We start from the raw sequence: 13,610 nt of genomic DNA on the forward strand, positions 1-13,610 counted from the left end.
GACGGGAGGAGCCGGTCACGCGGGGTGCGTGACCGGCTCCTGACACCACGGAGGGCGATGCTCGTAGGGGGGCTGTCTCCGCGCGTGGCCGCTCAGCTCTGCAGGGCGTCCAGCGTCGCGTCCAGGTTCGTCGCCGAGTGAGGGGCACGGTTGTACGGCAGCTTCGACAGCACCGCCGCCATGCCGCAGGTGTTGGTCACGGCGGAGAAGACGAGTCCGGAGCCCACACCGGCGGAGATCCAGCGCGCGGCCGGGAATCGCACCCCGGCCAGCAGGCCGGCCACCACGAGCGAACCGGCGGCGAGCCGGACCTGACGATCCATCGGCCACGTCGCCCGTGCTCCGGCGGGACGGTCGAGGTCGCGCCCCTCGCCCTCCCAGGCAGAGGTGCCGCCGGACAGCGTGACGGCCTCGATGTCCGCCGCCGCGAGAATGTCGCAGGCCCGGGTCGAGCGGACGCCGGAGGCGCAGACCACGAGCAGCGAGCCGCGGGCCGCGGCGGACTTCAGCGCGGGCACGGCCTCGGGGAAGCGGTCCAGCGGAATGTTCAGGGCACCGGGAACGTGCCCGGAGGCGTACTCGCCGGGAGCCCGCACATCGATGACGGTGAACTCCGCGAGACGGGCCGCGGCCTGGGCGGGGGAGAGGGAGACGGGGTTGGTCACGAGCAGTGTTTCCTTTCGTTCACCGGGGCTGGGGGAGGGACTCGGTCCCTTCCTTCCCCATTCGGGTTAGAATACCCCTTGGGGTATCAGGAGGAGGATGTGTGGAACTCGACATGGCGGCCGACGAACTGAAGTCGGTCCTCAACCGCCTTCGCCGCGCTCAGGGCCAGCTCGCCGGGATCATCAGGATGATCGAGGAGGGCCGGGACTGCGAGGACGTCATTACACAGATGGCGGCCGTCTCCAGGGCGCTCGACCGGGCCGGTTTCGCGATCATCGCCACGGGCCTGCAGCACTGCATGGCCGATGGTGGCGGTGAGCCCGCCGATCGCGAGCAGATGCGTACGCGGCTGGAGAAGCTCTTTCTCTCACTGGCCTGAGCCGGGGGCGGCACCGGCCGGCAGGTGGATCGACGTCGTGGCTCTCACGCCACGGCGTCGACGAGCATGAACACGGCCACGGCCAGCAGCACCACGCCGAAGATCCGTTGGAGCGCGGACGTGGACACCTTCGACGCCAGTCGCTGCCCGTCCCAGGCCCCGAGGACCGCCGCCGCCGTGAACGGGGCGATCACCGCCCAGTCCAGCGCGGTGGGCGCGGCGAGGCGGGTGACCAGGGCCGCCGTGGAGTTCACGGTGATGACCAGCAGGCTGGTCCCGACCGCCGAGGCCATCGGGACGGCCAGCACGGTGACCAGGGCGGGCACCGCGAGAAAACCGCCGCCCACGCCCAGGAACCCGGTCACGGCACCGAGTCCGGCACCCGCCCGTGCGGCCCGCCCGGCGGGAACTGGGCCCTGCGGCGCGGCCTCGGCCCGCGGCCGGAGCATCCGGACCGCGGCGACCACCGCGAGCACGGCGAACGCGGCGGTCAGGATCCCGGACGGAATCCGCATGGACAGGGCCCCGGCAACGGCGGCCGGGACGATTCCGGCCGCAGCGAAGAGCCCGCCCGTACGCCAGCGGACCCTGCCCTCCCTGGCATGGGCGACGAGGCCGGTGAGAGACGTGGCGATGACGATGAGGAGCCCGGCAGTGGTGGCGGCGGCCGGGGTGAAGCCGAGCAGATAGATCAGCGCGGGGACGGCGAGAACACTTCCGCCGCCCCCCAGTCCGCCGAGGGCCAGACCGACCACCGCCCCGGCGAGCAGCGCCAGAACGAGCGTGGTCATGCGATGGTGCCCGCCGCCCCGCGCCGGTCGCGCACCGGCAGCCCCTCAGTGGCCCAGGAGGTCATGCCGCCCACGACGTCGACGGCCTGGGCGCCGCGATCGGCGAGGATCCGGGCCGCCTGTCGGGACCGGTTGCCGGAGCGACAGATCACCACCACCGGACGGCCCGTCGCCGAGTCGGGCAGCGACGCGCCCTCGGCGATCCGGGACAGGGGCAGATGGATCGCCCCCGGCGCGTGACCGGCGTTCCACTCGGGCAACTCACGTACGTCCAGCAGAACAGCCGAACCGTCGGTGGTCATGCGGGCGGCCTCGGCAGGGGTGACGCGGCCGGGGCCGCGCCGGAACAAGGACATCAGGGAAGACATGAAGAACACTCCTCGGGTGCGGGTGTGTGGTCGTCGGGTGGTCAGGCCGTGGCGGCGGCCGGGTCGGCGGAGAGAGGGACGGTCAGGCTCAGGCCCGCTGCCGCCGCCCCGTCGAAGCCGTCGTCGACGGCAACCACCTCTCGTCCCGCCGCATCCAGCAGTGACGCGGCGATCGCCGCCCGCATCCCGCCCGCGCAGTGCACCCACACGACGCCCGGCGGCACCTCGTCCAGCCGTCGCCGCAGTTCGTGCACGGGAATGTGCAGCGCCCCCGTGATCGCTCCGCCGCTGTGCTCGGCGTCCCTGCGCACATCGAGAACCACCGGGTCCTCGCCGCGCGCCCGTGCGGCCGCCAGACCCGCGAAGTCGGATCTGCGGAACGACCGCAGCGCCGCCGGTGCGCGCACCCAGTCCTCGGGGCGGCCGGTGGCGGCGGCCACCGGCCGCCCCATGCCGACGCGCGACAGCTCCCGCTGCGCGTGCGCGACATCCGCGGCCGTGCTCGCGAGGAGGGTGACAGGCTTGCCCCAGGGGATCAGCCAGGCCAGATATGTCGCGAGCTGTCCCTCGCCCTCGAAGTTGAACGATCCGGCGACATGGCCCTCGGCGAACGCCAGCCGGCTGCGCAGATCCACCACCCACTCGCCCGCGGCGAGCCGCCGGGATATCTCCTCGGCGTCGGCCGTATCCGGCGGGGTCAGGTCGAGCGGAGCGGGGCCTGCCGCGTTGGCCGGTCCCATGTGCGCGTAGTACGCGGGCACGTCGTCGAGGCCGGCGAGCAGTTCCGCGACGAAGGTGTCGACGTCCTTGACCAGAGCATCGTTCCGGCTGCGCTCCTCGCCGATCGTCGTGGCCGCCCCCTCGCCCCGGGTGGACGAACAGAAGCTGCCGAAGCCGTGCGTCGGCAGAACCGGCACGGTGTCTTCGAGCTCGTCGGCGAGCCGGTGCGCGGAGGCGTGCTGGGCGCGCGCCAGTTCGGCGGTGAGCCGAGGCTCCAGCAGGTCGGGTCGGCCGACGCCGCCGATCAGCAGCGAGCCACCGGTGAAGGCGGCGACTGCCCTGCCTTTCTCCTCCAGCACGTAGGACGTGTGGTGCGGAGTGTGCCCGGGAGTGGCGAGCGCGCGCAGCGTGAGGCATTCGTCGACCGGGGCGATGTCACCGTCGGCCACCGGGACCCGGGCGAAGGAGACCTCCGCCGCGGCCGGCACCAGGTACCGCGCACCGGTGACGCGCGCCAGCTCCAGGCCGCCGGTCACGTAGTCGTTGTGCAGATGGGTCTCCACCACGAGGGCGATACGCACGCCGCGCCGGGCGGCCGCGGCGATGACCCGGTCGATGTCGCGCGGCGGATCCACGACCACGGCGGCCCGCTGCCCGCCCGCCAGATAACTGCGGTTGCCGAGGCCCGCTGTCTCCATGGTGTCGACGAAGAACACGACACGACTCCTTCCGTACGGCGTACCCCGGGGGGTATCTCTCCTCCAGATTAACATTGATACCCCGGGGGGTATAGCTTGCTCGGGTGAGAGATGGGCAACGCCGGGAGGCGGGAACGGGGCCGATCGTGGACGGGGCCGAATCCGGCCGGTCCCGGGTCGGTCCCGGCGGATCGCCGCAGCTGCCGACCGGGTACCGCCGTAACCGGCGCCCGCACAGCGGAGAAGGCCGACCCGGCGCCATGGGCGCCGAGCCGGCCTTCTCCGGTGGTGCTTTCCCCTCGGGGTGTCGAGCATTCCGTCCGACGGGACTGGTCAGTCCGTGCCGAACTCCATCGCGGCGCGGTCCAGCATCTCGTCGTCGCCGGAGACCTCGCCGCGGGAGGCGATGGCCTCCGCGCCGCCCTCCGGCATCGTGCCGATCAGCCCGGTCGCGGCCGCCTGGGCGGCGCCGATGGCGGGATTGGCGGTGCCGATCAGACCGATCCCGGCGTACTGCTCCAGCTTGGCGCGCGAGTCGGCGATGTCGAGGTTGCGCATGGTGAGCTGGCCGATGCGGTCGACCGGGCCGAATGCCGAGTCCTCGGTGCGCTCCATGGACAGCTTGTCCGGGTGGTAGCTGAACGCCGGGCCCGTGGTGTCGAGGATCGAGTAGTCCTCGCCGCGCCGCAGCCGCAGCGTCACCTCGCCGGTGACGGCCGCGCCGACCCAGCGTTGGAGCGACTCGCGCACCATCAGCGCCTGCGGGTCCAGCCAGCGGCCCTCGTACATCAGCCGGCCGAGGCGCCGTCCCTCGTTGTGGTACTGGGCGAGGGTGTCCTCGTTGTGGATCGCGTTGACCAGGCGCTCGTACGCCGCGTGCAGCAGGGCCATGCCGGGCGCCTCGTAGATGCCGCGGCTCTTGGCCTCGATGATCCGGTTCTCGATCTGGTCCGACATGCCCATGCCGTGCCGGCCGCCGATGGCGTTCGCCTCCATCACCAGCTCGACGGGGGAGGCGAACTCCTTGCCGTTGATCGTCACGGGCCGGCCCTGGTCGAAGCCGATCGTCACGTCCTCGGCGGCGATCTCGATCGACGGCTCCCAGAACCGCACGCCCATGATCGGCTCCACCGTCTCCACGCCGGTGTCCAGGTGCTCCAGGGTCTTGGCCTCGTGGGTGGCGCCCCAGATGTTGGCGTCCGTGGAGTACGCCTTCTCCGTGCTGTCGCGGTAGGGCAGGTCGTGGGCGACGAGCCACTCCGACATTTCCTTGCGGCCGCCGAGTTCGGTCACGAAGTCCGCGTCCAGCCAGGGCTTGTAGATCCGCAGGTGCGGGTTGGCGAGCAGGCCGTACCGGTAGAACCGCTCGATGTCGTTGCCCTTGAAGGTCGAGCCGTCGCCCCAGATCTGTACGTCGTCCTCAAGCATCGCCCGGACCAGCAGGGTGCCCGTGACGGCGCGGCCGAGCGGCGTGGTGTTGAAGTAGGCGCGTCCGCCCGAGCGGATGTGGAACGCCCCGCACGTGAGCGCGGCCAGACCCTCCTCGACCAGTGCCGCGCGACAGTCGACCAGGCGCGCGATCTCGGCACCGTAGGTCTTCGCGCGGCCGGGCACCGAGGCGATGTCGGGCTCGTCGTACTGGCCGATGTCGGCGGTGTAGGTGCACGGGACGGCGCCCTTGTCGCGCATCCATGCGACGGCGACCGAGGTGTCGAGACCGCCGGAGAAGGCGATGCCGACGCGCTCGCCGGCGGGGAGGGAGGTGAGGACCTTAGACATAGGAAGAGTATGCATAATCTCGCATGATCATGCAAAGTCCGCCGCGATCGTCTTTGTCGGAGTCGATGCATGAGCGCATCGCCCATGCGTCACGAATCGCAGTTCTGGACGCAAATCCCCAGGTCAGAGAGTTGATGTTGTCCAGACCATTGACATGCAAGCCTCATGATGTTGAATGCGGTGTTGTTGTGTTGCGCGACTCCGGTGACTTGAGTGATCAATGGAGGACCAGTGACGCCTCGCCCATCCCGTCTCACCGCGCTCGGCGCGGCGGCGACCCTGCTCGCGGGCGGCCTGCTGACCGCAGTGCCGCCCGCCCAGGCAGCCGACAGCACCCGGACCACCCGTCAGGCGCAGGCCGACGAGGGCCGGGGCACTCCGGTCATCGCGCCGACCCCGCAGTCCGTGAAGAAGCGATCCGACCGGATCACCATCAGCCCCACCGTCACCCTGGTGGCGGGCGCGACCTCCGACGAACCCTCCCTGCGTGTGGTGGAGAGCGCGCTGCGCCGGGCCGGAGCGAAGCGCGTCGTGCGCGGGGACGAGCCCGGCAGGAGCGGGCTCACCGTCCATGTCGGCGACGCCGCCGCGCTCGCGGCCCTGCGCCTCGACGGCCCGTCCGCACTGCCCGCCGACGGCTATGTCCTCGGCATCGGTGCCGGGCGCATCGTCCTCGCGGGCAAGGACACCACCGGCACGTACTACGCCGCACAGAGCCTGCGCCAGGTCCTGCCGCAGGAGAGGCATCCGGGTGCCGAGGTCGCCGGGCTCGCCGTGCGCGACTGGCCCGGTACCGCGCTGCGCGGAGTCATCGAGGGCTTCTACGGCACCCCGTGGTCGCACGAGGCCCGGCTCGACCAGCTGGACTACTACGGCGAGCACAAGATGAACATCTACGTGTACTCGCCGAAGGACGATCCGTATCTCCGTGCCAAATGGCGCGACGCCTACCCGGCCGACCGGTTGGCCCGGATCAAGGAGCTCACCGACCGGGCCGTCCAGCGGCACGTCGAGTTCACCTACGCGCTCTCGCCCGGCCTCTCCGTCTGCTACAGCTCGGATGCGGACGCCAAGGCGCTGGTCGACAAGTTCCAGACCATCTGGGACGTCGGCGTACGGACCTTCGCCGTGCCGCTCGACGACATCAGCTACACCGACTGGAACTGTGCCGAGGACAAGGCGAAATGGGGGACCGGCGGCGGTGCGGCGGGCGCGGCCCAGGCCTATCTGCTCAACCGGATCAACAAGGAGTTCATCTCCGCCCACCCGGGCGCCCAGCCGCTCCAGATGGTTCCCACCGAGTATTACAACGTCTCCGCGTCGCCGTACAAGAAGGCGCTGTCCGAGCAGCTCGACCCCGATGTCCTCGTCGAATGGACCGGCGTGGGAGTCGTCGCCCCGACCATGACCGTCGCCGAGGCCGAGGCCGCCCGTACGGTCTTCGGCCACCCGATCCTGACGTGGGACAACTACCCGGTCAACGACTACGCGACCGACCGGCTGCTGCTCGGCCCGTTCAACGGGAGGGAGAAGGGGCTGCCCGGCAGGCTGGCCGGGATCACCGCCAACCCGATGATCCAGCCGTACGCCTCGAAGATCGCCCTGTACACCGTCGCCGACTACGCGTGGAACGACGCCGCGTACGACCCCCGCACCTCGTGGGGCGAGGGGCTCAAGGAGTACGCGGGGGGCGACCCCCGTACCGCGAAGGCACTCAGGGCCTTCGCGGACGTCAACTACAGCTCGGCGCTCAACAAGGACCAGGCTCCCGAACTGGCCTTGGAGTTCGCCGACTACTGGAAGTCCGGTGACGCCGCCCGTCTCGACTCGGCGCTCGGCGCGCTCGGCTCCGCCCCCGACCGGTTGCGCGGCAGTCTCCCGGACCGGGGCTTCCTCGCCGACTCCGGCCCCTGGCTGGACGCGACCAAGTCCTGGGCCGTCGCCGCCCGTACGGCTCTGGGCATGGTCGAGGCCGCCCGCGCCGGGAAGGGTGCGCAGGCATGGGAACTCCGGCAGCGACTGGCCGCCCAGGTCACCGCGGCGAAGTCCTTCACCTACACCGGCCTCGACGGCCGCAAGGTACCGGTCCTCGTCGGTGACGGGGTGCTGGACCGCTTCATCGACGCGGCGAACGCCGAGCACGACCGGATACTCGGGGTGAGCGGGCGGCCCTCGGTGACGACCGGCCTGGGTACGTATCAGAGCAACACGCCGGCGCGGATGCTCGACGGCGACGACTCCACCTACTTCTGGAGCGACGGGGCGCCCGCCGCCGGTGACGGGATCACCCTGGACCTGGGCCGGGTACGGGACATCGGCGACATCACTCTCGCCATGGCCAAACCCGGCAGCGCCGACGACTACATCCACGAAGGGGTTCTTGAGTACTCGGCCGACGGACAACAGTGGCAGCAGCTCACCGCTTTCTCCGGAAAGCCGGACGTCACCGCGGCGGTGCCCACCGGAACCAAGGCGCGCTACGTGCGGGCACGGGCGACCGCCGGCCAGGAGAACTGGCTCGTCGTGCGGGAGTTCGCAGTGGTGACCACGGACGGCGCCGTCACCGGGGGACCGCCCGCAGCGGCCGGATCCTCGCTGCGGGCGGCCTCCGACGGAGACCCCGCAACCGTCTACCGAGCGGCCCGCGCCCCTGAGGCGGGGGAGGCGCTGGAGGTGGCGCTCGGCGCCGCTCGTTCAATACGGTCCGTCACTGTGCTGCAGTCGGCCGGATCCGCCGGCCGCGCCGACGTCCAGCTGCGGGGCGCCGACGGAACCTGGCAGACCATCGGCGCCCTCGACGGCCCCTACAGCCAGGTGGGCACGGCGGCCCGTACGGCCGACTCGGTACGCCTCCTCTGGCGTACGGGATCGGCGGCGCCGCAGATCGCCGAAGTGGTGGTGACCGGGCAGGAGTGAGGCTCGACGGGCGGACAGCGGGGGCGGGATCCCGCCGTCCGCCCCCCTGCTCACGGAACCGTCCCGCGCCCGGTCCCGCCCGAAGAGTTTCGGGCGGGACCGGGCGCATCCCTGCGCGTCCGAGGCCGAAACCGGTAGGAGCAGGTTGTTCCCAGAGAAGCAAGCGACCGCTTAGTATGCGCCGGAGCAGTGGTAATGCCGACAGTGTTGTGGAGGCCCCTCATGCAGGCATGGCGAGTGCACCGGAACGGCGAACCGGGCGAGGTGATGCGGCTCGAAGAGACCGACCGGCCCACGCCGGGTGACGGGCAGGTGCTCGTCCAGGTGCTCGCGGCGAACATCAACTTCCCCGACGCGCTGCTCTGCCGGGGCCAGTACCAGGTGCGCCCGCCCCTGCCGTTCACCCCCGGTGTGGAGATCTGCGGCAGGACCACGGACGGGCGGCGGGTGCTCGCCACCCCGACTCTGCCGAACGGTGGATTCGCCGAGTACGTCGTCGCGGACGAGTCGGCGCTCCTGCCCGCCCCGGAGACCCTGGACGACGCCGAGGCCGCCGCCCTGCACATCGGCTACCAGACCGGCTGGTTCGGCCTGCACCGCAGGGCGCGCCTCCGGGCGGGCGAGACCCTCCTGGTCCACGCGGCGGCCGGTGGTGTCGGCAGCGCGGCCGTCCAGCTCGGCAAGGCCGCGGGAGCCACCGTCATCGGTGTGGTCGGCGGCTCCGACAAGGCCGAGACCGCCGCCGCGCTCGGCTGCGACCTGGTCATCGACCGTCACGGCGAGGACATCGTCGCCGCGGTCAAGGAAGCCACCGGCGGACGCGGCGCCGACGTGGTGTACGACCCGGTCGGTGGCGACGCGTACGCCAAGTCCGTGAAGTGCATCGCCTTCGAGGGCCGGGTGATCGTCGTGGGTTTCGCGAGCGGCGTTGTCCCCGCTCCGGCGCTGAACCACGCCCTCGTCAAGAACTATTCGATCGTCGGGCTCCACTGGGGCCTGTACAACACCAAGGACCCGGCCGCCGTCCGCGCCTGTCACGACGAGCTGACCAGGCTGGCGGCTCAGGGTGCCGTCAAGCCGCTGATCAGCGAACGCGTCGGGCTCGGCGGGGCCTCCGTCGCCGTCCAGCGGGTCGCCGACGGCACCACCACCGGCCGGATCGTCGTCCTCCCGCAAGGAGCCGCCCGATGACCGCGCCCGACGCTGCCGAACTCCGCCGCCGCACCCGGGACCTGCTGGCCGCGCACCCCCCGGCCACCACCGACCGCACCGACTTCCTCAAGGCGCGCTTCGACGCCGGACTCGCCTGGGTGCACTACCCGGCCGGCCTCGGCGGTGTCGACGCGCCGCGTTCCCTGCAGCCCGTCGTGGACGCCGAACTCGCCGCCGCGGGTGCCCCCGACAACGACCCGCGCCGGATCGGCATCGGTCTCGGCATGGCCGCCCCCACCATCCTCGGCTACGGCACCGACGAGCAGAAGCGGCGCTTCCTGCGGCCGTTGTGGGTCGGCGAGGAGGTCTGGTGCCAGCTCTTCAGCGAACCGGGCGCGGGCTCCGACCTCGCCGCGCTCGGCACCCGCGCGGTCCGCGACGGCGAGGACTGGGTGGTCGACGGGCAGAAGGTCTGGACGTCCAGCGCCCATCTGGCCCGCTGGGCGATCCTCATCGCCCGCACCGATCCGGACCGGCCTAAGCACCTCGGCATCAGCTACTTCATCTGCGACATGACCGACCCCGGCGTCGAGGTCAGGCCGTTGCGCCAGATCACCGGCGAGGCCGAGTTCAACGAGGTGTTCCTCACCGGTGTGCGCATCCCGGACAGCAGACGTCTCGGCCCGGTCGGCGAAGGCTGGAAGGTCGCCCGGACCACCCTGATGAACGAGCGGGTCTCCATCGGCGGGGCGCGCGTCCCGCGCGAGGGCGGCATGATCGGCCCGGTCGCCCGCACCTGGCGAGAACGGCCCGAACTGCGCACCCACGACCTTCACCAGCGCCTGCTGACCCTCTGGGTCGAGGCCGAGGTCGCCAGGCTCACCGGCACCCGGCTGCGCCAGCAGCTCGTCGCCGGACAGCCCGGCCCCGAAGGCTCCGGAATGAAACTGGCCTTCGCCCGGCTCAACCAGGAGATCAGCGGACTGGAAGTCGAACTCCTCGGTGAGGAAGGACTGTTGTACAGCGACTGGACCATGCGTCGCCCGGAGCTCGTCGACTTCACCGGACGTGACGCCGGCTACCGATACCTCCGCGCGAAGGGCAACTCCATCGAGGGAGGCACCAGCGAGGTACTGCTCAACATCGTCGCGGAGCGTGTACTCGGCCTGCCCGTCGAACCGCGCAACGACAAGGACGTCGCCTGGAAGGACCTCGCCCGATGAACGCACCGACCGAAGAGACCGAGGCGCCCGATCTGCTGTACTCCGAGGCCGAGGAGGATCTGCGGGCAGCGGTGCGTTCGCTGCTCACCGACCGGTGCGACGCACCGGCGGTGCTCGCCCGCGTCGAATCCGACACGCCCTACGACCCGCGGCTCTGGAAGGCCCTCGCCACCGACATCGGCACCGCCGGGCTGCTGGTGCCGGAGAGGCTGGGCGGACAGGGCGCGGGCCATCGCGAGGCCGCGGTGGTGCTGGAGGAACTGGGCCGCAGTGTCGCCCCCGCCCCGTATCTGACGAGCGCGGTCGTCGCCACCGAGACGCTTCTCGCGCTTCCGACGCGGGACGGGCCGGTCGACGGACTCCTCGGCGACCTCGCCTCCGGGCGCAAGGTCGCGGTGCTCGCCGTGCCGTTCTCCGCCCCGGCGCCAGGAGCCGCGCAACCGGCCGGTGTCGTCGCCGACGCGGTGGAGGGGAGGATGACCGGCGTCGCCGACGCGTCCGCGGCCGATGTACTGCTGGTCCCCACGACCGACGGCCTGTACGCGGTGGAGACCGACGCCGAAGGCGTCACCGTCGAACCCGTCGTCCCCCTCGACCTGACCCGCCCGCTCGCCACCGTCACCCTCGCCGGAGCCGTCGGAACCCGCCTGGCCGACGGCGCTTCCGCAGTCGCCGCCGTGCGCCGAGGGCTGTTGGCCGGTGCCGGTCTGCTCGCCTCCGAACAGCTCGGAATCGCCGAGTGGTGCCTGGCCGAGACGGTCCGCCACACCCGTGAACGGCACCAGTTCAACCGGCCGATCGGCTCTTTCCAGGCCCTCAAGCACCGCATGGCGCAGCTCTGGCTGGAGGTCGTATCGGCCCGCGCCGCCGCGCGGAACGCCGCGGACGCCCTCGCGACCGGCAGCCCCGACACGCCGTTGGCAGTGGCCGTCGCACAGGCCTACTGCTCGAAGGTCGCGGTGCACGCGGCGGAGGAGTGCATCCAGTTGCACGGCGGCATCGGCATGACCTGGGAGCACCCGGCGCACCTGTACCTCAAGCGCGCCAAGGCCGACTCGATCGCGTACGGCACGGCCGGACACCATCGCGGGGCCGTCGCCGAACTCGTGGAACTGCCCGCGCCGTAACCGGACGCGGGCGAACGAGCCGCGACACAGGGGGACTTGGGAGTGGAGGTGCGCGCACACGCACCTCCGCTCCGTCGTTCTCCCGTGCAACGGGGTACCGAGCATCCCTTTACCTGCTGTTTAATTGCGACTGGTTCGCAACAACAGTCGATCTTCAATAAGGGATGTGCAGAGTATGACGGCCCGATCGATACGGGGAGCGGTCGCCGTGACACTGGCGACCGTGCTGTCGTTGACCGCGGCGGCCTGTTCACAACCGGGCGGCTCGGACGGCAGCGGCTCCGGCTCGGGTGCGGACTCGACGGTGGTCGGTATCGCCTACGAGCCCGACAGCCTCAGCCCGCTCCTGGGCTACGGCAAGGACGGCAACTCCAAGATCTTCGACGGGCTGCTCGCCCTCGACGGGGACATGAAACTGCGGCCCGCGCTCGCCACGGCCCTGCCCGAGGTGAGCGACGACGGATTGACGTACACGTACAGGCTCCGCAGCGGCGTGAAGTTCAGCGACGGGAAGCCGTTCGGCGCCAAGGACGTCGTCTTCACCTACCGCACCATCCTCGACGAGAAGACCAACAACGCGTCCCGGACCGAACTCGACGCGGTGAAGAGCGTCGAGGCGTCCGGCGACGACACCGTGGTCTTCACGCTCAAGTACCCCTATGCACCCTTCGCGCAGCGCACGGTCCTGCCCATCGCCCCCGAGCACATCGCGGGCAAGCAGGACGTCAACACCGGCGCCTTCACCACCCACCCCATCGGCACCGGCCCGTACCTCCTCACCAAGTGGTCCAAGGGCGAGAAGCTGAGCTTCAGGGCCAACCCCGACTACTGGGGCGGCGCGCCGAAGGTGAAGAAGTTCACCATGGCGATCATCAAGGACGACGACGTGCGCGCCACCCGGCTGCGCTCCGGCGAACTCGACGGCGCGATCCTGCCGCCCAACCTGGCCAAGGGCTTCGCCCGCGGCAGCGGTATGCGGACGTACGCCGCAACGACGTACGACTACCGCACGGTGACCCTGCCCACCCACAACAAGGTCGCGGGCGACACCGCGATCCGCCGCGCCCTCGATGTCGCCGTCGACCGCCGGGCCATGGTCGACTCCATCCTCAACGGCGAGGGCAGGCCCGCCTACGGTCCCGTGCCCACCGACAGCGAGTGGTTCACCAAGGGCACCGAACGCACCCACGACCTGGCCGCCGCGAAGAAGATCCTCGACGAGGCCGGGTGGAAGCCCGGCAAGGACGGCATCCGCACCAAGGACGGCGTCCGCGCGGCGTTCCCGCTCTGGTACCTCACCGGCGACAAGCTCCGCCAGGACCACGCGCTCGCCTATGCCTCCGACGCCAAGAAGGCCGGCATCGCCATCACCACCGAGGCCGGGACCTGGGAGGTCATCGAGCCCCGGATGAAGCAGGACGCGGTCCTCGCCGGCGGCGGATCGCCCGCCGACCCCGACTTCGACCAGTACACGCTGCTGAAGTCCTCGCTCGCGGGCGACGGCTTCAACAACATGGCGTGGTACGACAACAAGGCCGTCGACCAGGCACTCGAAGTCGGCCGCAGAAGCGGTGACAAGGCCGCACGCAAGGCCGCCTACGACACCGTCCAGCGCGAACTCGTGAAGAACCCCGGCTACACCTTTCTCACCCACATCGACCACCTCTACGTCGTGAAGGACCGTTTCGGCGCCCTCACCACCCAGGTCGAACCGCACGACCACGGTCTGGCTTCCGGCCCGTGGTGGAACGTCGAGGACTGGACGCCGAAGAAGTGAGCCACCGCCTCCCC

General features: G+C 71.0%; 11 protein-coding genes. 6 read left to right on the forward strand and 5 right to left on the reverse strand.

Annotation, left to right across the window (positions count from 1 at the left end):
* Positions 1-92: 92 nt before the first annotated feature.
* Positions 93-665, reverse strand: coding sequence for a rhodanese-like domain-containing protein (locus ACIOHC_RS17215; protein ID WP_351083360.1), 573 nt, complete (start codon positions 663-665; stop codon positions 93-95).
* A 101-nt stretch (positions 666-766) separates the two neighbouring features.
* Here ACIOHC_RS17215 and ACIOHC_RS17220 point away from each other — a divergent pair, with 101 nt between their 5' ends.
* Positions 767-1,045 (forward strand): metal-sensitive transcriptional regulator, encoded by a 279-nt coding sequence (locus ACIOHC_RS17220; protein WP_351083362.1) that lies wholly within the window; start codon positions 767-769, stop codon positions 1,043-1,045.
* Positions 1,046-1,089: 44 nt separating this feature from the next.
* Here the strand turns inward: ACIOHC_RS17220 and ACIOHC_RS17225 are convergent, their stop codons facing one another.
* The 4 genes from ACIOHC_RS17225 to argG all read right to left on the reverse strand — a co-directional run bounded on the left by ACIOHC_RS17225 (position 1,090) and on the right by argG (position 5,401).
* Positions 1,090-1,836 carry a sulfite exporter TauE/SafE family protein gene (locus ACIOHC_RS17225; RefSeq protein ID WP_351083364.1) on the reverse strand — a complete coding sequence of 249 codons (747 nt, stop codon included), beginning with the start codon at positions 1,834-1,836 and terminating at the stop codon, positions 1,090-1,092.
* Positions 1,833-2,192, reverse strand: a complete 360-nt coding sequence (locus tag ACIOHC_RS17230; RefSeq protein ID WP_351083378.1) for a rhodanese-like domain-containing protein — start codon at positions 2,190-2,192, stop codon at positions 1,833-1,835. The genes ACIOHC_RS17225 and ACIOHC_RS17230 overlap by 4 nt, the downstream gene beginning before the upstream one ends.
* Before the next feature lie 53 nt (positions 2,193-2,245).
* Positions 2,246-3,640 carry a rhodanese-like domain-containing protein gene (locus ACIOHC_RS17235; protein WP_401843097.1) on the reverse strand — a complete coding sequence of 465 codons (1,395 nt, stop codon included), beginning with the start codon at positions 3,638-3,640 and terminating at the stop codon, positions 2,246-2,248.
* 315 nt (positions 3,641-3,955) lie between these two features.
* Entirely contained in the window at positions 3,956-5,401 is a 1,446-nt protein-coding gene (gene argG, locus ACIOHC_RS17240) for an argininosuccinate synthase (protein ID WP_389637033.1), read from the reverse strand.
* Positions 5,402-5,632: 231 nt separating this feature from the next.
* Between argG and ACIOHC_RS17245 the strand changes: the two genes are divergently transcribed.
* From ACIOHC_RS17245 to ACIOHC_RS17265, 5 genes are all read left to right on the forward strand, one after another.
* On the forward strand, positions 5,633-8,317 hold the full coding sequence (locus tag ACIOHC_RS17245) for a beta-N-acetylglucosaminidase domain-containing protein (RefSeq protein WP_401843098.1): 2,685 nt from the start codon (positions 5,633-5,635) through the stop codon (positions 8,315-8,317).
* A gap of 222 nt (positions 8,318-8,539) precedes the next feature.
* The gene (locus tag ACIOHC_RS17250; RefSeq protein WP_351076550.1) at positions 8,540-9,508 is read left to right on the forward strand and encodes an NADPH:quinone oxidoreductase family protein; all 969 of its coding nucleotides are present in this window, start codon (positions 8,540-8,542) and stop codon (positions 9,506-9,508) included.
* On the forward strand, positions 9,505-10,692 hold the full coding sequence (locus ACIOHC_RS17255) for an acyl-CoA dehydrogenase family protein (protein WP_351076547.1): 1,188 nt from the start codon (positions 9,505-9,507) through the stop codon (positions 10,690-10,692). The genes ACIOHC_RS17250 and ACIOHC_RS17255 overlap by 4 nt, the downstream gene beginning before the upstream one ends.
* On the forward strand, positions 10,689-11,819 hold the full coding sequence (locus tag ACIOHC_RS17260; protein WP_351076545.1) for an acyl-CoA dehydrogenase family protein: 1,131 nt from the start codon (positions 10,689-10,691) through the stop codon (positions 11,817-11,819). The genes ACIOHC_RS17255 and ACIOHC_RS17260 overlap by 4 nt, the downstream gene beginning before the upstream one ends.
* Before the next feature lie 175 nt (positions 11,820-11,994).
* Positions 11,995-13,596 (forward strand): ABC transporter substrate-binding protein, encoded by a 1,602-nt coding sequence (locus ACIOHC_RS17265; protein WP_351076542.1) that lies wholly within the window; start codon positions 11,995-11,997, stop codon positions 13,594-13,596.
* The last annotated feature ends 14 nt before the right edge of the window (positions 13,597-13,610 follow it).

The sequence above is a fragment of the Streptomyces sp. NPDC088252 genome (assembly GCF_044740965.1).
Taxonomy (GTDB): Bacteria; Actinomycetota; Actinomycetes; order Streptomycetales; family Streptomycetaceae; genus Streptomyces.

What these genes read in the sequence shown, in the direction of transcription:
- ACIOHC_RS17225 (WP_351083364.1), bottom strand. Translation starts at nt 1,836, where the DNA reads ATGACCACGCTCGTTCTGGCGCTGCTCGCCGGGGCGGTGGTCGGTCTG.
- ACIOHC_RS17260 (WP_351076545.1), top strand. Translation starts at nt 10,689, where the DNA reads ATGAACGCACCGACCGAAGAGACCGAGGCGCCCGATCTGCTGTACTCC.
- ACIOHC_RS17265 (WP_351076542.1), top strand. Translation starts at nt 11,995, where the DNA reads ATGACGGCCCGATCGATACGGGGAGCGGTCGCCGTGACACTGGCGACC.
- ACIOHC_RS17255 (WP_351076547.1), top strand. Translation starts at nt 9,505, where the DNA reads ATGACCGCGCCCGACGCTGCCGAACTCCGCCGCCGCACCCGGGACCTG.
- argG (WP_389637033.1), bottom strand. Translation starts at nt 5,401, where the DNA reads ATGTCTAAGGTCCTCACCTCCCTCCCCGCCGGCGAGCGCGTCGGCATC.
- ACIOHC_RS17250 (WP_351076550.1), top strand. Translation starts at nt 8,540, where the DNA reads ATGCAGGCATGGCGAGTGCACCGGAACGGCGAACCGGGCGAGGTGATG.
- ACIOHC_RS17230 (WP_351083378.1), bottom strand. Translation starts at nt 2,192, where the DNA reads ATGTCCTTGTTCCGGCGCGGCCCCGGCCGCGTCACCCCTGCCGAGGCC.